The sequence below is a fragment of the Actinoplanes sp. NPDC051343 genome (genome assembly GCF_044455125.1).
Lineage (GTDB): Bacteria > Actinomycetota > Actinomycetes > Mycobacteriales > Micromonosporaceae > Actinoplanes.
The window spans coordinates 74,538-95,825 of the sequence record NZ_JBITEL010000023.1; the positions used below are offsets into that span (position 1 = coordinate 74,538).

General features: G+C 71.3%; 23 protein-coding genes. 16 read left to right on the forward strand and 7 right to left on the reverse strand.

Features of this window, described 5'->3' with window-relative positions; translation table 11 throughout:
• Positions 1-4 precede the first annotated feature (4 nt).
• Complete coding sequence (locus ACIA5C_RS45535) at positions 5-886, reverse strand: Ku protein (protein WP_396066968.1); 882 nt, start codon at positions 884-886, stop codon at positions 5-7.
• An 81-nt stretch (positions 887-967) separates the two neighbouring features.
• Here ACIA5C_RS45535 and ACIA5C_RS45540 point away from each other — a divergent pair, with 81 nt between their 5' ends.
• Positions 968-2,449 (forward strand): GGDEF domain-containing protein, encoded by a 1,482-nt coding sequence (locus tag ACIA5C_RS45540; protein ID WP_396066970.1) that lies wholly within the window; start codon positions 968-970, stop codon positions 2,447-2,449.
• Positions 2,450-2,526: 77 nt separating this feature from the next.
• Positions 2,527-3,612, forward strand: a complete 1,086-nt coding sequence (locus ACIA5C_RS45545; RefSeq protein WP_396066972.1) for a magnesium transporter CorA family protein — start codon at positions 2,527-2,529, stop codon at positions 3,610-3,612.
• Here the strand turns inward: ACIA5C_RS45545 and ACIA5C_RS45550 are convergent.
• Positions 3,609-4,382: a SigB/SigF/SigG family RNA polymerase sigma factor gene (locus tag ACIA5C_RS45550; protein ID WP_396066974.1), complete on the reverse strand. Its 774-nt coding sequence runs from the start codon at positions 4,380-4,382 to the stop codon at positions 3,609-3,611. The genes ACIA5C_RS45545 and ACIA5C_RS45550 overlap by 4 nt on opposite strands.
• A gap of 170 nt (positions 4,383-4,552) precedes the next feature.
• On the opposite strand from ACIA5C_RS45550, the gene ACIA5C_RS45555 reads away from it, so the two are divergent.
• The gene (locus ACIA5C_RS45555; RefSeq protein ID WP_396066976.1) at positions 4,553-6,049 is read left to right on the forward strand and encodes a CHASE3 domain-containing protein; all 1,497 of its coding nucleotides are present in this window, start codon (positions 4,553-4,555) and stop codon (positions 6,047-6,049) included.
• Here the strand turns inward: ACIA5C_RS45555 and ACIA5C_RS45560 are convergent.
• Both ACIA5C_RS45560 and ACIA5C_RS45565 read right to left on the reverse strand, forming a co-directional pair.
• Complete coding sequence (locus ACIA5C_RS45560) at positions 6,019-6,414, reverse strand: hypothetical protein (protein WP_396066979.1); 396 nt, start codon at positions 6,412-6,414, stop codon at positions 6,019-6,021. The genes ACIA5C_RS45555 and ACIA5C_RS45560 overlap by 31 nt on opposite strands.
• Positions 6,415-6,720: 306 nt before the next feature.
• Positions 6,721-7,803 carry an aldo/keto reductase gene (locus tag ACIA5C_RS45565; RefSeq protein WP_396066981.1) on the reverse strand — a complete coding sequence of 361 codons (1,083 nt, stop codon included), beginning with the start codon at positions 7,801-7,803 and terminating at the stop codon, positions 6,721-6,723.
• A gap of 84 nt (positions 7,804-7,887) precedes the next feature.
• Between ACIA5C_RS45565 and ACIA5C_RS45570 the strand changes: the two genes are divergently transcribed.
• A complete protein-coding gene (locus ACIA5C_RS45570; RefSeq protein WP_396066983.1) occupies positions 7,888-8,760 on the forward strand; it encodes an AraC family transcriptional regulator N-terminal domain-containing protein in 873 nt (290 codons plus the stop codon).
• On the opposite strand, the gene ACIA5C_RS45575 is transcribed toward ACIA5C_RS45570, so the two are convergent.
• Positions 8,757-9,218, reverse strand: coding sequence for a MarR family transcriptional regulator (locus ACIA5C_RS45575; RefSeq protein ID WP_396066986.1), 462 nt, complete (start codon positions 9,216-9,218; stop codon positions 8,757-8,759). The two genes, ACIA5C_RS45570 and ACIA5C_RS45575, sit on opposite strands and share 4 nt — an antisense overlap.
• 25 nt (positions 9,219-9,243) lie before the next feature.
• Here ACIA5C_RS45575 and ACIA5C_RS45580 point away from each other — a divergent pair, with 25 nt between their 5' ends.
• The 3 genes from ACIA5C_RS45580 (at position 9,244) to ACIA5C_RS45590 (ending at position 10,975) form a co-directional block, all read left to right on the forward strand.
• Entirely contained in the window at positions 9,244-9,642 is a 399-nt protein-coding gene (locus ACIA5C_RS45580) for a hypothetical protein (protein WP_396066988.1), read from the forward strand.
• A gap of 234 nt (positions 9,643-9,876) precedes the next feature.
• Positions 9,877-10,410, forward strand: a complete 534-nt coding sequence (locus ACIA5C_RS45585) for an AraC family transcriptional regulator (protein WP_396066990.1) — start codon at positions 9,877-9,879, stop codon at positions 10,408-10,410.
• Positions 10,403-10,975 carry an NADPH-dependent FMN reductase gene (locus tag ACIA5C_RS45590; protein ID WP_396066992.1) on the forward strand — a complete coding sequence of 191 codons (573 nt, stop codon included), beginning with the start codon at positions 10,403-10,405 and terminating at the stop codon, positions 10,973-10,975. The genes ACIA5C_RS45585 and ACIA5C_RS45590 overlap by 8 nt, the downstream gene beginning before the upstream one ends.
• On the opposite strand, the gene ACIA5C_RS45595 is transcribed toward ACIA5C_RS45590, so the two are convergent.
• Complete coding sequence (locus ACIA5C_RS45595; protein WP_396066994.1) at positions 10,953-13,067, reverse strand: alpha-galactosidase; 2,115 nt, start codon at positions 13,065-13,067, stop codon at positions 10,953-10,955. The two genes, ACIA5C_RS45590 and ACIA5C_RS45595, sit on opposite strands and share 23 nt — an antisense overlap.
• 56 nt (positions 13,068-13,123) lie before the next feature.
• Between ACIA5C_RS45595 and ACIA5C_RS45600 the strand changes: the two genes are divergently transcribed.
• The 5 genes from ACIA5C_RS45600 to ACIA5C_RS45620 all read left to right on the forward strand — a co-directional run bounded on the left by ACIA5C_RS45600 (position 13,124) and on the right by ACIA5C_RS45620 (position 16,218).
• Positions 13,124-13,273, forward strand: coding sequence for a hypothetical protein (locus tag ACIA5C_RS45600; protein WP_396066996.1), 150 nt, complete (start codon positions 13,124-13,126; stop codon positions 13,271-13,273).
• Positions 13,274-13,309: 36 nt separating this feature from the next.
• Entirely contained in the window at positions 13,310-14,173 is an 864-nt protein-coding gene (locus tag ACIA5C_RS45605; RefSeq protein WP_396066998.1) for a P1 family peptidase, read from the forward strand.
• A gap of 38 nt (positions 14,174-14,211) precedes the next feature.
• Positions 14,212-14,562, forward strand: a complete 351-nt coding sequence (locus ACIA5C_RS45610; RefSeq protein ID WP_396067000.1) for an ArsR/SmtB family transcription factor — start codon at positions 14,212-14,214, stop codon at positions 14,560-14,562.
• Positions 14,559-15,191, forward strand: coding sequence for an SRPBCC family protein (locus tag ACIA5C_RS45615; protein ID WP_396067003.1), 633 nt, complete (start codon positions 14,559-14,561; stop codon positions 15,189-15,191). Before ACIA5C_RS45610 ends, ACIA5C_RS45615 begins: the two co-directional genes overlap by 4 nt.
• Before the next feature lie 109 nt (positions 15,192-15,300).
• Entirely contained in the window at positions 15,301-16,218 is a 918-nt protein-coding gene (locus ACIA5C_RS45620; protein WP_396067005.1) for an RICIN domain-containing protein, read from the forward strand.
• Here the strand turns inward: ACIA5C_RS45620 and ACIA5C_RS45625 are convergent.
• On the reverse strand, positions 16,215-17,387 hold the full coding sequence (locus ACIA5C_RS45625; RefSeq protein ID WP_396067008.1) for a PLP-dependent aminotransferase family protein: 1,173 nt from the start codon (positions 17,385-17,387) through the stop codon (positions 16,215-16,217). The two genes, ACIA5C_RS45620 and ACIA5C_RS45625, sit on opposite strands and share 4 nt — an antisense overlap.
• 140 nt (positions 17,388-17,527) lie before the next feature.
• On the opposite strand from ACIA5C_RS45625, the gene ACIA5C_RS45630 reads away from it, so the two are divergent.
• The 4 genes from ACIA5C_RS45630 to ACIA5C_RS45645 are packed head-to-tail and all read left to right on the forward strand — an operon-like array spanning position 17,528 to position 21,238.
• Entirely contained in the window at positions 17,528-18,358 is an 831-nt protein-coding gene (locus tag ACIA5C_RS45630) for a class I SAM-dependent methyltransferase (RefSeq protein ID WP_396067045.1), read from the forward strand.
• 13 nt (positions 18,359-18,371) lie between these two features.
• Complete coding sequence (locus ACIA5C_RS45635; RefSeq protein WP_396067010.1) at positions 18,372-19,388, forward strand: TIGR03617 family F420-dependent LLM class oxidoreductase; 1,017 nt, start codon at positions 18,372-18,374, stop codon at positions 19,386-19,388.
• A gap of 42 nt (positions 19,389-19,430) precedes the next feature.
• Positions 19,431-20,693, forward strand: coding sequence for an MFS transporter (locus ACIA5C_RS45640; RefSeq protein ID WP_396067012.1), 1,263 nt, complete (start codon positions 19,431-19,433; stop codon positions 20,691-20,693).
• Entirely contained in the window at positions 20,675-21,238 is a 564-nt protein-coding gene (locus tag ACIA5C_RS45645; RefSeq protein ID WP_396067015.1) for a hypothetical protein, read from the forward strand. Before ACIA5C_RS45640 ends, ACIA5C_RS45645 begins: the two co-directional genes overlap by 19 nt.
• Positions 21,239-21,288 lie beyond the last annotated feature (50 nt).

The following is a 21,288-nucleotide window of genomic DNA, read 5'->3' on the forward strand; positions in this document are numbered from 1 at the left end:
TGCCTCAGGCGGCCTTTTTCGTCGCTTTCCGCGCGGTCTTCTTGGCGGTCTTCTTCGGAGTTGCTTTCTTGTCCGGCGCTTTCTTCGCCGGCTTTGATCCGCGCCGCTTCGACGCCTCGTCGACGCTCCGGCGGAGCACCTCGAGCAGGTCGCTGACCCCGGTCGGCTCGGGCGCCGGCTCGGAAACGGAGATCGCCTTGCCCTTCGCCTTTGCCTTGATCAGGTCCTGCACCCGGTCGGTGTACGTGTCGCGGTAGTCCGACGGCTTCCACGCCCCCGACATCGAGTCGATCAGCTGGTGGGCCATGGCCAGCTCGGCCTTCTTGGCCACGCCCCGCTTCGGCAGCGAGTCGATCTCATCCTTCGGCTTGCGCACCTCGTCGGCGAAGTACATCGTCTGCAACATCAGCAGGTCGTCCTCGGCCCGGATCGCGGTCAGATATTCCTTGCCGCGCATCACCAGCGTCCCGATCGCGGCCTTGTTCTCGCCCGCCATCGCGTCCCGCAGCAGCCCGTAGACCTTGGCCGTGTCGTCCGAGCCCGGCCCGAGATAGTAGGTCCGCTGGTAGTAGATCGGGTCGATGTCGTCGAGGTCGACGAAGCGGCTGATCTGAAGACTGCGGGAGCGGCCGGGCGCCACCGAGTCGAGTTCCTCGGCGTCGAGCATCACGTAGTCGCCGCCGCCCACGTCGGCGCCCTTGACGATGTCGTCGAAGTCGACCTCGCGGCCGGTGCGCTCGTTGACCCGCTTGTAGCGGATGCGGTCGGTGGTGTCCCTCTCGAACTGGTGGAAGGACACCTCGTGCTCGTGGGTGGCCGAGTACATCGCCACGGGCACCGAGACGAGCCCGAAGGTGATCGCACCGGTCCAGATCGGTCGCGCCATGTTCCACTGATTACCCCGTGACGGCGCCCGCTACCCGCCGATTTGCCTCAGCCTCCGGCCCCGCATGCCGATGCCGAGTCCGTGCGACGAGGAAGCTGGCAACTATGGGCGGCCGTCACGGCAGTGGTGGTCGCCGGATACCTCCTGATCCCCGGTGCCGGGGTGCTCGACGGCTGGCTGGTCACGGGGTACAAGACGCTGGTCGGCTGCCTGGCCGGCGTCGCGCTGGTGACCGGTGCGATCAGGCGGCGGCCGCCGGCGATGGCCGCCTGGCTGCTGTTCGGGTTCGGCATCACCGCCAACGCGCTCGGCGCCCTGGTTTCCGACGTCTACACCAAGGGATTCGGCGGGGGGAACTACCCGAACATCGCCGACGGGTTCTGGCTGATGCTCTACCCGGGCCTGTTCTTCGGCGTCGCCGTGCTGATCCGGGCCCGCGGCACCGCCCGGGACTGGGCCAGCACGGTCGACGCGATGACCGTGGCGACCGGGCTCGGCCTGCTCTCGTGGGTCTTCCTGATGGTGCCGGTGCGCTCGGACAACACCCTGACGACCGTCGGGCAGGTCATCGTCCTGGCCTACCCGGTCGGCGACCTCATGGTGCTGGCGATGCTGCTGCACCTGGTGCTCTCCGGCGGCGTCCGCAACTCGTCGTTCTGGCTGGTCTGCTCGTCGATGGCGCTCTTCCTGGCCGGCGACGGCGCCTGGGCCACGCTGTCCCAGCTCGGCGTCGCGCTGCCGGAGACACCGACCCGGCTCCTCGACATGCTCTTCCTCCTCGCGTACGCCCTGTTCGCGTTCGCCGCCTGGCAACCGTCGGTCGTCGCGCTGGGGCGGCCCGGCGAGATCAAACCGCCGCGCCTCACCCTGCTCCAGCTGACCCTGCTGACTGCCGCCACCATGATCGCCCCGGCCATCCTGGCCCTGCAGGTGTCCCGCCACCACGTCACCAACGGGATGGCCATCGCGATCGGCTCGGTCGCCCTGTTCCTGCTCGTCGTCACCCGGATGGCCCAGCTGGTGCGGCAGGTCGAACGGCAGGCCCGCCAGCTGCGCGAGCTGGCCCGCTCGGACGCCCTGACCGGCCTGCCCAACCGCCGCGCCTGGTTCGACGAGCTGCCCGGCGCGCTGGCCCGGGCCGCCCGCGACGGCACCCCGCTCACGGTGGCGATGCTCGACCTCGACCACTTCAAGGCGTTCAACGACGAGCTGGGCCACCAGGCCGGGGACCGCCTGCTCAAGGGTGCCGCCTCGGCCTGGGCGGCCGAACTGCGCATCGTCGACATGCTGGCCCGCTACGGCGGCGAGGAGTTCATCCTGCTGCTGCCGTCGGCCGGTGCCGACCTGGCCACCGACGTGCTGGCCCGCCTCCGGGCCGCGACGCCGGCCGGGCAGAGCTTCTCGGCCGGGCTGGCGGTCTGGGACGGCACCGAGTCGGCCGAGGAACTCATCGAACGGGCCGACCGGGCCCTCTACGCGGCCAAGGCGAACGGCCGCCACCGTACGGAGTGCGCCACCGACCGCGTCCTCTCAGAACCGGTTCGCACGGAGCACCTGGCGTAGGGAGTACGGGCGACCGGTTTGTGTCCCGGGCGAAGCGGGCAGGCCTTCGGGGTTGGTCTGCTCCGGGAGGTACAGCCATGACGGACATCGGTGAGGAGCCGGTTGCCCAGCCGGTCAGCGGGAACGGGGATCCCCAGACGCCGGGGCCGAACGCGGCCAGCGTGACCGAGGCGGTTCCGCCGCGGTGCCCGACGCGGACGCGGCTCTACCGGGCCGGGCACGTGCTCGCCGAGGGGTTTCCGGCCGAGGAGCTGAGCCGGCGTCTCGACGCCGACCCGGAGGCAGTGGCCTGGCTCGACCTCTACGACCCGACACCGGACGACCTGCAGATCGTGGTCAACGAGTTCGGGCTGCACCCGCTGGCGGTCGAGGACGCGATGAGCCAGCGGCAACGGGCCAAGGTCGACCGGTACCGCAGTCACCTGTTCGCCAACATGTACGCGGTGGCGGTGCGGGACGGGCACGGGGCGCTCGTGGTGGGGGAGATCAGCATGTTCGTGACCGAGCGGGCGCTGATCACCGTACGGAAGCAGGACTTCGACATCGATGCGCTGATCGCCCGGTGGGACCTCAACACCGACCTGGTCAGCACGGAGAACCAGGTGAGCCTGCTGGTCTACGGGCTGCTCGACGCGGTGGTCGACGGGCACTACGAGGCGGTCGAGCAGCTGGACGACGCGATCGACGAGCTCCAGACGCACCTGTTCACCGACGAGACCGGCTCGGATCTCCGGCGTCAGGCGTACGACCTGGGTGCCAACATCGCCTCGTTGCGGAGGATCGTCGCGCCGATGCAGGAGGTGGTCAACCGGCTGCTGCGGACCGACGCGCACCTCGTCGACGCGATCCTCACGCCGTACTACCACGACGTGCACGACCATGCCCTGCGGGCCGCGGAGACGCTGGACGCGGCGCGGGACCGGGTCGACCGGATCGCCGACACGCAGCTCAACGAGCAGAGCGCCGAGCTCAACGAGATCACGAAGCGGCTGGCCGCGTGGGCCGCGATCATTGCCGTGCCGACGGCGGTGACCGGGTTCTACGGCCAGAACGTGCCCTATCCGGGCTTCGGTCACCACGACGGCTTCCTGGTCAGCTGCGTGGTGATGATCGTTCTGGCCGGAGGCCTCTTCTTCTATCTGCGGCGACGCAACTGGCTCTAGGAGTCGAGCGTGCGCCGCAGCTTGGCGAGCGCCTTGGTGAGCAGGCGCGACACGTGCATCTGGGAGATGCCGATCTGGTCGGCGATCTCGGTCTGGGTGAGGTTGCCGTGGAAGCGCAGCGCCACGATGCGCTGCTCCCGCTCGTCGAGGGCGGCGATCGCCGGGCCGAGCGAGATCCGCAGCTCGGCCAGTTCGTACGCGTTGTCGTCGTCGCCGAGCGTGTCGGCGAGCGTGGTCGCGCCGTCGTCGGTCAGCGGCGCCGAGAGGCTGGCCGTGTTGTACGCCCGGGCGCCTTCCAGTCCTTCCAGCACCTCTTCCTCGGTGATGCCGAGGTGGGTGGCGACGTCGGCGACCGTCGGCGCGCGGCCCAGCGAGTGGGTGAGCGTGTTGTTCGCGGCGGTGATCTCCAGGCGCAGTTCCTGGAGCCGGCGCGGCACCCGGATCGCCCAGGTCCGGTCCCGGAAGTGGCGCTTGACCTCGCCCACGATGGTCGGGATCGCGAACGCGGCGAAGTCGACGCCGCGGTCGGCCTGGTAACGGTCGACCGCCTTGATCAGGCCGACCACCGCGACCTGGAACAGGTCGTCGGCCGGTTCGCCGCGGCCGCCGTAGCGGCGGGCCAGGTGCTGGGCGAGTGGCAGCCAGCTCTCGATGGCCCGCTCGCGGAGGGCGGGACGGGCGGGATCGCCGGCGTCGGCGGTGGCGTACGCCGTGATCAGCTCGGTCGCCTGATCGGCGGTGCGGGGCTCGGCTACGGCGGTGACCGGCATCGGGGGTTGCCTCCTCGGACAGCTCATTGCTTGCAGTGTGTAAACCATAGCTTCTTGGCCACGGATGGCAAGCCGAAAGTATGAGGTGCCGCAGGTGACCATGCCTGTGTTCACTCGAACGGGCGTTTGCCGTAGTGCAAAGATCGACGGTACGTCTATATCGTGCTCGGGTGATCGAGCAGACGACCCAACGCTGGTTCGGCACGGTGCTGACCGCAATGGTGGTAGTCGTGCTGGCCGGAACCGTGATCGGCGCCGAGACGCTGGCCGGCACCGCCGCGGTCTCCAACCGGCTCAGCGACAAGATCGCGCCGGCCCGCACCGAGGCCGGGCAGCTCCGCGCGGCCCTGGTCGACCAGGAGACCGGCGTGCGGGGCTACCTGCTCAGCGGCGACCGGCAGTTCCTCGACCCGTACGCCGAGGGGCAGACCGCCGAGCAGACCGCCGCCACCCAGCTACGCGACCTGCTGTCCGGCGAGACCGGGGCGCTGGGCGACCTGGCCGCCGTCGAACAGGAGGCGGCCACCTGGCGCGCGGCGGTAGCCGAACCGCTCATCAATAACCCCCGGTCCGAGGTGGTCGGGCAGAGCAAGGCCGCATTCGACCGCGTACGCCTCAAGCTCGCCACGCTCGACGCGCGACTGACCGGCCTGCGTGACCAGGCCCGGGTCGATCTGACCCGGGCCCGCCGCCGGCGCGACGCGGTGCTCCTCGCCATGGTGATCTTCCTGCTGGCGCTGATCGCGGCGATCGCGGTACTGCTCCGGCTCGCCGTGCTGCGGCCGCTGGCCCGGCTCGGCGAGGCCGCCCGGCGAGTCGCGGACGGCGACTTCTCCCACCGGCTCGAGCCGCGCGGCCCCCGCGACCTGGTGCAACTCGGCCAGGACGTGGACGGCATGCGGGAACGCCTGGTCGCTGCCCTCACCGACAGCCAGCGGTCCAACGCCGACCTCGAGCAGTTCGCCTACGTCGCCTCCCACGACCTGCAGGAACCGTTGCGCAAGGTCGCGTCGTTCTGCCAGCTGCTGCAGCGGCGGTACGCGGACGCGCTCGACGACCGCGCCCAGCAGTACATCGGGTTCGCGGTCGACGGCGCCTCCCGCATGCAGAGGCTGATCAACGACCTGCTGACGTTCTCGCGGATCGGCCGGATGTACGACAGCAGCCGGCCGGTCCCGCTCGACGACGTGCTCGACGAGGTGGAGCGAAGCCTCGCGCTGGCCCTGGAAGAATCCGGCGCGGTGATCGAACGGCCGCCGCTGCCGACCGTGGTCGGCGACGCGACCCTGCTGACCATGCTGTGGCAGAACCTGATCGGCAACGCGGTGAAGTTCCGCAAACCGGACGTCCCGCCGGTCATACGCATCGAGGTGTCCGGCACCGACGACGAGTGGACGTTCACGCTGCGCGACAACGGCATCGGCATCGAACCGGAGTTCGCCGACAAGATCTTCGTCATCTTCCAGCGCCTGCACTCCCGCGAGAAATACAGCGGAACCGGCATCGGGCTGGCGATCGGCAAGAAGGTCGTCGAGTTCCACGGCGGCAGCATCCGGCTCGACGAGGACTACCGGGACGGTGCCGGCTTCATCTTCACACTGCCCGGCGCGGGGGCGGGCGCAGGCGCGCCGGCTGCTCAGCCGGTGGCGGCGTCGGCCATCGGGTGATGATCGTGGCCGGCGAGTTCCTCGGTGTCGGCCATCGGGTGGTAGTGGTCGGCGAGCGCGGCGTCGGCCGCCCGGCGCGCGGTGAGGAAGGCGTTCCGGCACTGGGTGGAGTCGCGGTGCACGGCCGGGCAGTTGGCGATCGCCCGCCCCTGCTCGTCGAGCAGCATCCACCGGTAGTGCCGGTCGTCCGGCGAGCTGACGAGCAGGTCGCCGTCGGCGTCGCGCAGACGCTCCATCGCCTCCTGCCACCCCGGCCCGTCCCCGCGCGCCGTCTTGCTCAGCCGCCCGCTGGCCAGCACGTCAGCCCCCCGGCCGGTGCGGCCGACAAGCTTCCAGCGGCCGGTGGCCGGCACTACCGCGATCATCGTCGTCCTCCCCAGGTCACTCTGCGTCTCCCTGAAGAGATGCCCGCTGAGCCGCAGCCGAAACGACCACCCCCCGATAGCGGCGGCCGCGAACTCCTCGTGCCTCGAGTCCAGCTCGGTCGAGGACGGCGCCGGCCTTTCTCAGATTCCTGACTGTGCGCCGGAGTTCCTCTGGCCGTCTACGACGCCCACCGCGGCCTGGGCAATGCCGTCGGCGCCGCTCTGTCCGGCGTGGGCCGAGCTACCTGAGCACCCTGCTCGCCAAGGTTGCCAAAGCGCTGAGCCGGCCCGGCCTACGAGCGCTGGTCACCGGGCCTTCTCGAGGGCCGCGGGCACTGAGTGGGTCACGCCGTCCACGGTGGCCCCGGCGAAGGCGAGCCCGGGCGCGAGGAGCCGGTTGTTGTCGGCCGGGAAGTTCAGCTTCGGCGTCGACGCCTCGTCGAGCCGTGCGACCTGCGCGTCGGACAACTGGACGTCGACGGCGTCGAGGTTGGCCTTCAGCTGGTCGGGGCGGCGGGCGCCGATCAGGGTCGACGTGATCGCCGGACGGCTCCGGACCCAGGCCAGCGCGACCTGGGTCGGCGGGACTCCGGCTTCTTCGGCGATGTCGTCCAGCACCTCGAGGACGGCGTAGTCGGCCTCGGTCGCCCGTACCCAGGCGCGTTTGCTGTCGTTCTCACCGCGGCGGCCGGAGGAACTGTGGCGGCGGGAGAACTTGCCGCTCAGCAGGCCACCCCGCAGCGGACCCCACGGCAGCACGCCGATGCCGCGCTCGGCCGCCATCGGCAGCAGTTCGCCCTCCGGGGTGCGCTCGAGCAGCGAATATTCGACCTGCATGGCGATCACCGGCGACCAGCCGCGGAACCGGGCCACCAGGTCGGCCTCGGCCGCCTTCCAGGCCGGCAGATCGCTCACGCCGACGTACCGGACCTTGCCCGCGGCCACCACGTCGTCGAGCGCCCGCATGGTCTCCTCGATCGGCACAGCCGGGTCCCAGTTGTGCAGCCAGTAGATGTCGACGTAGTCGGTCCGCAGCCGCCGCAGTGAGTCCTCCAGCTGCTTGATCATCGCCTTGCGCCCGGAACTGCCGCCGTTCGGGTCGCCGGGCCACAGGTTGGCGAAGAATTTCGTGCCGAGCACGATCCGGTCGCGCAGACCGGGCCGGGCCGCGAAGTAGTCGCCGACGATCCGCTCTGCGTGCCCGAGCGTGTAGATGTTCGCCGTGTCGATCGAGTTGCCGCCCCGGGCCAGGTATTCGTCGAGCATCGCCTCGGCGTCCGCCGGCGGGGCGCCCCAGCCGTTGTCCTCGCCGAAGGTCATGGTGCCGAGGGTGAACGGGCTGACCCGCAGACCCGAGCGGCCGAGCGTCACGTAGGAGTCAAGTGCCATGTACCCAGTAAGCCTGCGCCGGGCCCGTCCGGCGTAGATCAGACCAACCAACCTCTTGCCTGATCCGACCATTAGTCTGGGAGCGTGCTGGACCTTTCCGAGCTCTGCGGGTTACTCCGGCGGCACGTCGACCAGACGCTGCTGCCCGGCGTCACGATCAAGGCGTCCACGACCGTCACCGAGCCGATGCCCGGTGTCACCCACCCGGTCATCGCGCTGGTCGCGCAGGGCGCGAAACGCACGGTTCTCGGCAACCAGGTCTTGACGTACGGCGCGGGACAGTTCCTGGTCGTCTCCACCGAACTGCCGGTGACCGCCCACGTCACCACCGCGCCGTACCTGGTCTTCGGCCTGACCCTGCAACCAGCGCTGGTCGCCGAACTGCTCCTCGACTCCGACCTCGACCGGCGCCCGCCGGACCGGCCGGGCATCGCCGTGAGCGACGCCACCCCCGACTTGCTCGATCCGATCATCCGGCTGCTGCGCCTGCTCGACCGCCCGGCTGACCTCCCGGTGCTCGCGGGTGCGGTCGAACGCGAGATCGTCTGGCGCCTGCTGACCGGCGCGCAGGGCGCGATGGTCGGCCAGATCGGCCTGGCCGACAGCCGCCTGGCCCAGATCGGCCGCGCGATCCGCTGGATCCGCACCCACTACGCGGAGTCCTTTCCGATCGCCGAGCCGGCCCGTGTCGCGGCGATGAGCCCGACCTCGTTCCACCGCCACTTCCGCGCGCTGACGACGATGAGCCCTCTGCAGTTCCAGAAGCAGATCCGGTTGCAGGAGGCCCGGGCCCGCCTGCTGACCGACGCGGGCGACGTGGCGGGCGTGGGCTTCGCGGTCGGCTACGAGAGCGCCTCCCAGTTCAGCCGCGAGTACCGCCGCATGTTCGGCCTGCCGCCGGGCCAGGACGCCGCCCGCCTCGCCGAGGTTCCGGAAGCTGAGCGGGTGGCTGTCTAGCTGCCGGGGTCGCCGGATGGCGGCAGGGGATCGAGGGCGGCCTCGAAGGCGAGCAGCGTCGCCACGAACTTGTCGCGTTCGGGTGCGGTCAAGGGGGCCAGGGCCTGCCGCCAGGCGCGAGCGCTGGGGGAGAGCCACTCCCCGATCGCCGGTCGGCTGGCGGCCGTGATGCCGACGATGCGGCGGCGGCGGTCGGCCGGGTCCGCGCGGCGTTCCAGCACGCCTTTGCGGCTCAGTTCGCCGACCAGCAGGCTCACCGTGGTCGGGGCGACGTGCAGGGCGGCGGCCAGGTCGCTGACCGTGGCCGGGCCTTCGAGCAGGAGCAGGGCGAGAAGGGAGAGGTGGCGCGGGGCCAGGTCGAAATCGCGTAGCCGGGCCGGTGGGCGGAGCCGTTTGGCCCGGCCGACCAGGCGGGGCATCAGCAGGATGAGCTCGCGGACCGGATCGGGCGTTGACACTCCGCTGGCCTCCCCAATAGCTTTGATGTCAAAGGTAACTGAGGAGGAAGCCGTGCCGCACCTCGATGTGTACGCGCTGGAGAGCGACCTTACCGGCCACGAGGACGCGCTGATCGGTGGGCTGACGTCGGCGGTGGCCGGGGTCTACGGCGAGTGGGTCCGGCCGAGCGTCGTGGTTCGGCTGTTCGGGCTGCCCGCGGGCCGCTGGGGCATCGGCGGGCGTCCCGCGGAGGCGCCCGCGCCCAGCGTGACCTTCGGCATCCGCGCCGACGCCCTCGAACGGCCGGACGCGCCGGCGATCCTCAGCGCGCTCGCGGGCGGCGTCACCGACGCGATCGCCGGCGTTTTCGGCGAGCGGCTCGGAGGCGCGACGGTCGAGTTCGTGGCCCAGCGCGACGACCGCACCGCCGGCGGCCCGCGTTGAGAGGTTTCCTGTGGGACATAGCGGCTCCGCGGCATCCTCCGCGGACGCCCGGCGTTGCCATGACCGGGTTTGCCGATCGAGGTCGGAACCCGCCCGGCCTGCGGTTGATCCCGCATCCCGCGGTCACCGTGGCGCTGATGTCCGGGCCGTCCGAAGTCGTATTGCTCGACGAGGCGAGGCGGGAGCGCCGGGGCAGCCCTCGCCACCGGCCTCGGCTGGCACGGCACCGTCGGCATGCGGTGGGCCGTCGGCATGCAGTGCCTGCAGCTGCGGCTCTCCCCGCTGGTGGCGAAGGCGATCCTCGGGTTCGGGCTGCGGGAGCTGGTGTCGGCCGACGACCTCTGGGACCGGGAGCTGGCCGTGCTCGGCGAGCGGCTGAGCGAGCAACCGGGCTGGGAGGCGCGGTTCGGGCTGGCCGACGCCTGGCTCGGAGACAAGTGGCTCAACCAGCGACGGAAGGCGCTCGACCTCGAGGTGGGCCGGGCCTGGCGGCAGATCTGCCGCAGCGGCGGCCGGGTGCGGGTCGAGGAGGTGGCGGACGAGGTCGGGTGGAGCCGCAAGCGGCTGTGGGCGCGGTTCCACGACCAGGTCGGCCTGCCGCCGAAGCGGGCGGCCAGGCTGGTCCGGTTCGACCGGCCGTGCACCGGCTGGCGGCGGGGCACGGGCGGATCGCGTACGCCCGGAGGCCGTGCACCGCCAACCGGGACCGACCCGGTAAGATTGCTTCGCCCAGCAAATATTGCCCCCGCAAGGAGTACCCGTGAGTGAGCTCAACCTGTTGGTCGTCGTGGCGAGCACCCGGCCCGGGCGGATCGGTCTGCCCGTGTCGCAGTGGTTCGTCGAGGCAGCCAAGGAGCACGGCGGTTTTCAGGTGACCGTGGCCGATCTGGCCGAGGAAAATCTGCCGTTCCTGGACGAGCCGCACCACCCCCGGCTGCGCAATTATCTGCACGACCACACCAAGCGGTGGAGTGAGAAGGTCGCAGCGGCCGACGCCATTGTCTTCGTCATCCCCGAATACAATTACGCGATCGGGGCGGCGCTGAAGAACGCTCTCGACTACCTGCACCACGAGTGGAATTACAAGCCGGCCAGCGTGGTCAGCTACGGCGGGGTGGCGGCGGGCACCCGATCGGCGATGTCGCTGCACGACGTGGCGTACGCGCTGAAGCTTTTCATGGTGTCCGAGTCGGTGAACATCCCGTTCGTGCGCAATTTCCTCGGCGACGACGGCCAGATCCACGCGAACGACGTGATGACCACCGCCGCCAAGGCAATGCTCGACGAACTGCAGAAGGTCGCGCCCGCGCTCAAGCCCCTTCGGCAGCAGTAATCATGTAGAGGACGACCTGATCCGGGTGGACCCGGGGGCAGGCCACGCCGAAATGGGCGAGTGCCGCACCGCTGAGGATCAGGTCGTCGTCGCTCCACCAGGCCGGTCGCGGACCGGCGCCGCCGAAGAGCGGACGCACCCGATAGCGCCGCTCCGGGTCCAGTCCGCGGAACCGGAGAAGGGCCGGCGGATCGGGGTACGGGCTGTCGAGCGTCGCCATCGCGAAAATGGCGCGTGAACGGTCGGGTGCCACCACGCCGTGGACCATCACGTCGGGGCCGTAACCGTCCATTCGCACCACGTCGCCGCCGAGCAGGAGGCCGCGCTCGGTCTTGAACAGCGTGACCCATTCGGCGAGTTCGGCCAGCTGTTCGTCGCTCGCGCGGGTCAGATCCCATTCGATGCCCAGATGGCCGAAGATCGCGGTCGCGCCGCGGAAGGCCAGGTCGTGCCGGCGCCCGGTGGTGTGTGAGTGGTCCGAGGCGATGTGCGAGCCCAGGTATTCCGGCGGGACCAGCTGAGTCGTCCAGCGCAGCATGTGCTGCCGGTCGTGCGGGTCGATGTTGTCGGAAACCCATACCCGGTCGGTGCGTTCCAGCACGGCGAGGTCGACCCGGGCGCCGCCGGACGAGCACGACTCGATCTCCAGCCGGGGGCGGAAGGCCCGGATCTCGTCGAGCAGGCGGTAGAAGGCAAGTGTCTGTTCGTGGACGCCGGGCGAGCCTGCCGGCTGGGTGCCCGCCTCGATCAGATCGCGATTGTGATCCCATTTGATGTAGTCGATGTCGTATTCTTCCAGAACCGCGAAGATCTGCGCTTTGACGTGTTCATAGGCGGCCGGAATGCCGATGTTGAGCACCTGCTGGTGACGTGATTCAACGGGCCACGACGACCGCGCCGCCATGATCCACTCCGGATGGGCGCGGGCCAGATCGGAATCGGGATTCACCATTTCCGGCTCGAACCACAGCCCGAACTGCATTCCGCGCTGCTTCACCCGGTCGATCAGCGGGTGCAGTCCCTGCGGCCACACCTCGGGCGACACCACCCAGTCGCCGAGCCCGGACGTGTCGTCGCGCCGCGAGGAGAACCAGCCGTCGTCCAGCACATAACGTTCCACCCCGGCCGCCGCAGCCCGCTCGGCCAGATCGAGCAGACGCGCCAGATCGTGGTCGAAATAGACGGCCTCCCAGACGTTGAGCGTCACCGGGCGCGCGGTGCCGACCGGATTCGGCCGGCTCCGCAGGTGCCGATGGAACCGCCGCGCGACCTCGTCGAGCCCGTTCCCGAAACTGCCGAAGATCCACGGCGTGCGGTAGCTCTCGCCCGGCGCGAGCCGGATCTCGCCCGGCAGCAGCAATTCGCCGCCGCCGATGCGCTGCTCCCCGGTGGACACCCTTTCGGCGTAGTGGAGGTGATTTCCGCTCCACGCGGTGTGCACGGCCCAGGTCCGGCCGTTCGCGAAACCGAATCCCGGTTCCCCGACGTGCAGCACATAGGCGCTGTCGGCCCCGGTGCGGCCCTTCCGGTTCTCCCGCACGTGAGCGCCGGTCCGCAACTGCCCGCGCTGCGGCACCCTTTCCAGATTGTGCCGCCCGCCGAAGTCCAGGATTTCGCTCGCCTCGGCCGGCAACGGAAAGGACAGAACAAAATCATTGATTCCGTACGCCGAGGCGCCGCGATTGCCCAACGTGGCCCGCGCCCGGAGGATTCCGGTCGGCAGCAACTCCAGTTCGAGGCTCAGTGCCAGTCGCCCGGAGTCGTCGACCGCCTCCGCCTCCACCCGGTTGTCCCCGGCCCGGAAGTCGGTGAGCGTGAAGAACGGCGACCACCCCGAGCCGTCCTCGAACGCTCCGCTGAGTCCCGGCCGCCCGGTCCACCCCGTGTGGTGCTCGGGCAGCACGGCCACCCGCGGCGGCATGTCGACGTTGTTGGTGCCGGCCACCGGCTGGGCCGCGCGCACCATCGCCGCAGCCTGCTCGTCGTCGATCCCGGGCAGCTCGGGCCCCCAGTACACGACGACCGGCAGCCCCGGCCCGGTCGCATCGATCAGCACCGTGACTCCGGCAGCGGACATTGTCACGACATTCATCGGCGCTCCTCGACTCAGGTCTCCGGCTCCCACCTCGAATCGTATGGTGATCTCTTGTGAATGCGACCAGCGGCCGCAACCTGCTGACCGACATGGGCGTGCGGACCAAAATGGCGATACTGGTGGCGGTCGGGGTCGTTGTCGCCGTTGTGGCCGGTGTGCTTGCCCTGCGAGCGCTCGGCACGGCAGCCGGCCGGGCGAGCTGACCAGCTCGTGGCGACTTTCCGGTATTAGATGTCGGGGTGAGTGAACCTCAGCTGCTTTCGGCCTGGGCCGGTCATTGGACCGGCACGGGGACCGGGGTCACGGTCATCGTCCCGCCGCCCGGAACGGTCGGCGCCGGAGAGGTACGCGGTGGCGCGCCGGCCACCCGCGAGTTCGCCCTGCTCGACCCGTCCCGCACGGTCGATCGGGTCGACGCCGTCGTGCTCTCGGGCGGCTCCGCCTTCGGCCTCGCCGCCGGGGACGGCGCGGTCGGCCTGCTGCGCGAGCTCGCGGTTGGCTTCCCGACCCCGCTCGGCCCGGTGCCAATCGTCGTCGGCATGTCGATCTTCGACGGCTCGGTGTCGGGCGCCCCGCCGGACGCGGTGAGCGGCCGTCGCGCGGTCGTGGCCGCGCTGAGCGGCGAGGAGTTCACGACCGGGGCCGTCGGCGCGGGCGCCGGGGCCTCGACCGGCAAGTGGCGCGGGCGGCTCGACCCGGGTGGTGTCGGGCTCGCGGTCACCTCGGTGGGGCCGGCCTCCCTCGCCGCGGTCGCGGTGGTCAACGCCTGGGGCGACGTGATCGGCGCCGACGGGCGGCCGATCTTCGTCGGTTCGTCCGATGAGGAGGAGCCGGAGGCCGCCAACCCGTTCGAGATGGCCAACACGACGGTCGCGGTGCTGCTGACCGACGCCAGGCTGACCAAGACCGACTGCTTCCTGCTCGCTCAGAGCGGGCACACCGGCTTCGCGCGGGCACTGAACCCGGCGCACTCCCGGTTCGACGGGGACGCGGTGGTCGCGCTGGCGACCGGCGAGGTTACCGACGACCTCAACCTCGACCTGTTGCGTGCCGTGGCGGCTTCGACGATGACCGAGGCGATCCGCAACGCGGTCATCCGGTAGTCCTGGCTTATATAAGAGAGAACTGATAGCTTGTCGGCGTGCATGCGTTCGACGTGCTCGGCGACCCGGTGAGGCGCCGCATCCTGGAGCTGCTGGCCGACGGCGAGCAGACCTCGGGCGCGGTCACCGAGGTCATCCGGGCCGAGTTCGGAATCACCCAGCCGGCCGTCTCCCAGCACCTGCGGGTGCTGCGCGACAACGGCTTCGCCACCGTCCGGCCGGACGGCGCGCGCCGGCTCTACGCGGTCGACGACACCGCGCTGCGTGAGGCCGACGCCTGGCTCGACCAGTTCCGGCGCTTCTGGACGCCGCACCTCGCCGCGATGGCCACCGAGGTGGCCCGCGGCCGACGTCAGCGACGACTTGCCGAAGAGGAGAACGACCGATGACCGATGCCCGGCAGCACATCACCAGCGTGCGCCGCACGTTGGGCACGCGCACGCTTGAGGCCGGCGAGGCACGGGTGCAGACGATCAGCCAGGTCTACGACACCGGGCTCGACGACATGTGGGACGTGGTGACCAACCCGGCGCGCATCGCCCGGTGGTTCCTGCCGGTCCAGGGCGAACTCAAGCTGGGCGGCCACTACCAGCTGACGGGCAACGCGGGCGGCACGGTCACGGCCTGCGACCCGCCCCGCGGCTACGCCGCGACGTGGGAGTTCGGCGAGATGGTGAGCTGGATCGAGGTGCGGCTGACGCCCGAGGGCCCCGGCCGCACCCGCTTCGAGCTCGAGCACATCGCGCACGTCGACGACGACATGTGGGCGCAGTTCGGGCCGGGCGCGACCGGGCTCGGCTGGGATTCCGGCTTCTGGGGCCTGGCCAAGCACCTGAGCGACCCGGCCGCGGTGCCCGACAACGCCGACGTGGCATCCTGGCTCGCCTCCGACGAGGGCCGGGCGATGCTGCGGGGGAGCGCCGACGGCTGGGCCGAGGCCGAGATCGCAGCGGGCGGCGACCCCGCCGAGGCCAGGCAACACGCCGACACGTCCTACGCGGCGTACACCGGAGGCTGACGACCGGCGTTTCGGCGGGTCTCCCGACAATCGGGCGGTACTCTCGGTGCGCCGCCCGATTTGTCCGGATCTGAGGCGAGTGACGACGCTCGCCGGGAAGCCGATAACCATGAACCTTCGCCGCGCCGGCCTCGCCGTGCTCGCCGCGAGCGCCCTGACCATGACCCCGTCCACCGCCGCCTCCGCCGACGGCGCAGCAGCCCCGGCCGGCTCCGGCCCAGCGGCCCCCGCCGGTCCGGCGGAGCCGGCCTCGCTCGCCGAGCCGGGAGCAGGTGCCGGGTCGACCGCGCCGGCCGGGCCGGGATCGCTTGCCGGGCCGGGATCGCTTGCCGGGCCCAAAACGTCGGCCGCGGTCAGGACTTCGGCTGCGGCCGGAAGGCCGGCTGCGGCGGGGACGTCGGCCGTGCCCGGAGCGTCGGCCGTGCCCGGAGCGTCGGCCGTGCCCGGAGCGTCGGCCGTGCCCGGAGCGTCGGCCGCGCCCGGAGCGTCGGCTGCGGCGGGGACGTCGGCTGCGCTTGGAAGGCCGGCTGCTCCCGCAAGGCCGGCTGCGGCCGGTGCGGGCCGGGGCTGGCCGTTTCCGGTGCCGGACGTCTCCGGCCTGCTGCCCGGTCTCTTCGCGGTCAACGTCGCCAGCTTCCAGTGCCTGGCCGCCCCGGCCGGTGGCGGCCCGGCGTATCAGCGGCGCTGCGTGCTCGACGACGCGTACCGGTGGAAGCTCGTGCCGGTCTCGCTCGACGGCCGGTTCAAGGTCGAGAACGCCGGCAGCGGCCGGTGTCTGGTGCCGGCCGTCGGGTTCGACCTTGTGACCGGCACCTGCGGCGACGGGCTGAGCGCCACCTGGCGGCTGAAGGACGCGCCGGGCACCGGCATCTACGTGATCAACGCGTCGACCGGCCGCTGCCTGACCGTCGAGCGGGACGGGAGCGCCGTGCAGTACCGCTGCGACGGTGACGTCTCCCGCCGCTGGACGTTCCGCCTCAAGCCGGACGGCAAGGGCGTGGTCACCGTCAACGGCGGTACGCCCTAAGCGGACAGGACCTCCGAAAGCACTCCGGACAGCCGCCGCATCCCTTCGGTGATCTCGGACGGGGTGTGCGTGGTGAACGACAGCCGCAGCGTCGGCGGATCTGAAGGTCCGGCGAAGAACGGCGCGCCCGGCACGAAGGCCACGTCCTTCGCCAGCGCCCGGGGGAGCAGCGTTGCGCTGTCGACCGCACCCGGCAGCCGCACCCAGGTGAACATCCCGCCCTCCGGGTCGGACCAGACGCTGCCCTCCGGCGCGGTCGCCGGCATCGCGGACATCATCGCGTCCCGCCGTTCCCGGTACGCGTCGCGAAGCCGGCCGATGTGCGCGTCCAGGTCGGTCGCGGCCAGCCAGGCCGCGGCCGCCGCCTGGTCGATCGTCGAGGTGTGCAGGTCGGCCGCCTGCTTGGCCACGGTGAGTGCCGCTCGCAGCGAGGGCGGCGTCCGCACCCAGCCCAGCCGCAGCCCGGGGGCCGCGATCTTCGAGAAGCTGCCGAGGTGCAGCACCCGTTCCTCGGCGGAAGGCTGTGCCGCCAGCGGAGGGACGGGCGAGCCGCGGTAGCGCAACTCGCCGTACGGGTCGTCCTCGACCACCCAGGCGCCGTACCGCTCGGCGAGCTCGACCACCGCGGCCCGGAAGGCCGCCGGCATCGTGCGGCCGGTCGGGTTGGCGAAGTTGGGCACCAGGTAGATCAGTGTCGGGCGTTCCGACGCGAGCACCCGCTCCCAGCCCGCGAGGTCGGCTCCGGGCAGGGTCACCAGGCGGGCGCCCGCCAGCTGGAAGGACTGCAGGGCGGCCAGGTAGGTCGGTTCCTCGACCGCCACCACGGCTCCCGGGTCGAGCAGCGCGGTCGTGATGAGGGTCAGCCCCTGCTGCGAGCCGGTGGTGACGAGCAGGTCACCGGCGCTCGTCGGCAGGCCGCGCGCCGTCATCCGGGCGGCCACCTGGGCTCGTAGGTCGGGGTTGCCTTCGGTCGGGGCGTACTGCAGATGGCGGCGGGCGTCCGGCGCGGACAGCACCCGGTCGAAGGCGGCTCGCAGGCCGTCGAGATCGAACAGCTCGGGCGCGGGCAGGCCACCGGCGAACGAGATCACCTCGGGGCGGTCGATCAGGGCGAGCAGGTCGCGGACGGGCGAGCTGGCGACACCGGCCAGGCGGCGGGCGGCAGACATGGCACTCCTGAGGAACAGGCTCGAACAGGGAATCCGGCGAGGGTGGAGCCGGCGGCAGTGGTGCCTCCTGGTCGAGGGGCCGAACTCACCTTAGCGGACGTTAAGGTCCGGGCGGTAACGGCATACTCGTCGGCGTGCCGATGACCTATGACGAGAGCGAGCGCATCCGCTGGGTGGATGGCGCCGACGCGTACGCGAAGACCTTTGGCCCCCTCTGCGCCGGCGCGGCCGTGGCCCTGCTCGACGCCGCAGGCGTCGGTGCCGGCACCTCGGTGCTCGACGTGGGCACCGGCACCGGGACCGTGGCGGCCTTGGCCTTCCAGCGCGGCGCCCGGGTGACCGCGGTCGACGCCGAGCCGTCGATGGTCGCGGCGACCGCGGCCCGGCTGCCGGGGGCCGACGTCCGCCCGGCGATCCTGCCCGGCCTGCCGTTCCCGGACGCCGCCTTCGATGCGGTGGTCGCCAACTTCGTGCTGAACCACGTGGGCGACCCGGCGGCGGCCGTGGCCGCCCTGACGCGAGTCGCGAGGCCGGGCGGCCGGGTCGCGGTCACCGTCTGGCCGCACCCGGCGCCGACCGCCCAGGCGCTCTGGACGATGGTCTACCGGCACGCCGGGGTCGAGGTGTCCGGCCTGATCGGCGTCGACCCGGCGAAGAACTTCCCGCGGACCGTCGAGGGCGTCACCGGCCTGCTCGGCAAGGACCTGACGGCGGTCACCTGCGAGCGGATCGAGTGGATCCACGAGACGACCCCGGACGCCTGGTGGGGCGGCGCGGCGGCCGGGCTGAACGCGACAGGCGTCGTGCTCCGCCGCCAGACCCCGGCCGGTCAGGCCCGCATCCGGGCCTCGTTCGACGCCGTCACCGAGCCGTTCCGCACCGAGAAAGGCCTGCTCAGGCTGCCTACGGCCGCGCTCGTGGCTCAAGGTCTACGAGAGGTTGAGCAGAGCACGGCGCTAACCCTCAAGTAGAGGTCGAGGTGCTATGACTGTGGTCATGCTCGTCGACTCCGCCGCCCCGATCAGCGCGTCCCCCCTCGAGGTCGAAAGCCTCGCCGTCGAAGCCGAGAAGCTCGGCTACGACGGCTTCGGGGCGGCCGAGACCCGCCACAACGTCTTCTCGTCGCTGGCTCTGGCGGCCCGCGCGACCAGCCGCATCGAGCTGAAGTCGTCGATCGCGGTCGCCTTCGCCCGCAACCCGATGACCGTCGCGATCGACGCCAACGACGTCCAGCTGATCTCCGGCGGGCGGTTCCAGCTCGGGCTCGGTTCCCAGGTGAAGCCGCACATCGAGCGCCGGTTCTCGATGCCGTGGGGTCGGCCGGCGGCCCGCATGGAAGACTTCGTCGGCGCGGTCAGGGCGATCTGGCACGCCTGGGCGACCGGCGAGCGCCTGGTCTATCGGGGCGAGTTCTACCAGCACACGCTCATGAACGACTTCTTCAACCCGGGCCCCAACCCGCACGGCAACCCGCCGATCCTGCTCGCCGCGGTCGGCGAACGGATGACCGCGGTGGCCGGGCGGGTCGCGGACGGACTTCTGGTCCATCCCCTCACCAGTACGCCGTACCTGCGCGACAAGACCATCCCGGGGTTGACCGAGGCCCGCGGGGGGAGTCTCGACGGCTTCACGCTCGGGCTGTCGGCACTGGTTGTGCTCGGCGCCGACGAGGAGTCCCGGCGGTCGGCCGACCGGGCGGTCCGCGGGCAGATCGCGTTCTACGCCTCGACCCCGTCGTACCGGCCGGTCCTCGAGATGCACGGCTGGGGCGACCTGGCCGACCGGCTCAACACGATGTCGCGCCGGCAGGCGTGGGACGAGATGGCGGCGGCGATCGACGACGACGTGCTCGACGCGTTCGCGGTGTCGGGTGACGCGGCGACCGTGGCGGCGCGGTTGACCGAGCGGTTCGCCGGCCTGATCGACCGGATCTCGTTCTACCTGCCCTATCGGGCCGACCCGGCCGAGGTCACGGCGCTGCACGCCGAATTGCGCGGATAACTCGGTTGCGGTCGCTCCGGCGGGCGCGGCAGGATCGCCAAAATGTCTGTCCGACGGGGGCGCGCGGCTCTGCTGGCGGCGCTCGGCATCGACATGGCCGGCACCGGCCTCTTCGCGCCGATCTCGCTGCTCTACTTCCAAGCGGTCACCGACCTGTCGCTGCCCACCATCGGGCTGCTGATCAGCGTGGCGACGATCGCGTCGCTGCCGGTGCCGGTGGTGGTCGGTCACCTGGTCGACCGGTACGGGCCGCGGGGCATCGTGATCACGGCCCAGGTGCTTCAGGGTGTCGGCTTCGCGGCGTACGTCCAAGCGCACGGACCGGTCTCGGTCCTGGTTCCGTCCTTGATCGTGACCGTCGGCCAGCGGATGTTCTGGTGTTCCGTCTTCACCCTGGTCACCGAGGTGGCGCCACCCGGCCGCGGCGCCCAGGACCGCACGTTCGCCCTGTTCAGCATGGTGCAGTCGGCCGGTCTCGGCGCCGGGTCCCTGATCGCCGGCCTGGCCCTGTCCGGCGGCCCGCACGCCTACCGTCTCGTGGTTGTGATCAACGCGGCGTCCTACCTGGTGTCGGCGGCGGCGCTGTACTTCGTGCCGCGCGCGCCGCGGGTCAAAACCGACAAAGTCGCCGGAAGCTACCGTGATCTTCTCCGCGACCGCCCCTACCTGGGCTTCATCGCGGTCAACGGCATCTTCAACCTGGTCGCCGTCATGGTCGGCACGGCCGTCCCGGTCTACGTCGTCGAGGGCCTGCCGGCCCCGCAATGGCTCGCCGGCCCGCTGCTCACCTTCAACACGGTCCTGCTCGCCACCGGCCAGACCCTGGCCGTCCGCCTGGTCCGCCGCCTGCCCCGCACCCGCGCGCTCGCCCTGGCCGGCGCGTTCATGGTCGTCTGGGCGCTCGCCATGGCCCTCGCCGTGCGCATCCCGGGCGCGCTCCTGATCGCCTACCTGCCGCTCTCGATGGCCTTCTTCGCCGCCGGCGAGCTGATCATGGCACCGGTCGCGAACGCCCTCGCCTCCGCGGCCGCCCCCGACCACCTGCGCGGCCGCTACCTGGCCGTCATGCAGTACGGCTTCGCCGTCGCCCAGATCATCGCCCCGACGTTCTTCACCGTGCTCTACACCCGTGGGCGCGCGCTGCCGTTCGTCGTGCTGGCCGCGGTCACCGCGGGGGCGAGTGTGTTGATAGCCCGGAGCAGCTTGGGTGCCGGCCGCAGCGAAGGCACCCTCCCGGCCGAAGGGCAGAAAGACGGGTCGGACGACCCGCGGACGGGGGAAAACGAATGGACGAGCGCGGACTGAGCCACGACGTACCGCTGCTGCGCCGCCGGCGGATGCTCGGCCTCTCCGGTGGGACGACCGTAGCGGTCCTCGCCGGCTCCCTCTCCTGCGAGGCCGCCGCCCTGGTCCGCAGCGACATCCGCCGCAGCTTCGGCACCGCCAAGGGCGTCGCGCGCGGCGTCCCGCTCACCATCGACCTGCGCCTCGCCGGCGCCGCCACCGGCCTACCGGCGGCCGGCCTCGCCGTCTACCTGTGGCACGCCGACCGCGACGGCGCCTACTCGCTCTACTCGCCCGGCCTGACCGGCGAAAACTTCCTGCGCGGCATCCAGACCACCGACCACGACGGCCGGGTCGTCTTCAGCAGCGTCTTCCCCGGCAACGGCCTGATCCACTACGAGATCTACCCCAGCGTCGCCCAGGCGACGAAGGCCACCGGACTCCTTCTCAGCGGTCGGCTCCCGCTGCAGGCTTCCCCGGCTTACGCGTACGAGGGGGGAGCCTTCGGCGTCGTACCCAGTTCCGTCCAGGGTGGCCCGAAGGTCGCGTTGACCCTCGGCGTCTGAGGGCGTCACCCGATCGGGTACGGGCGGCCGGTTGCCGGCCGCCCGGTTGC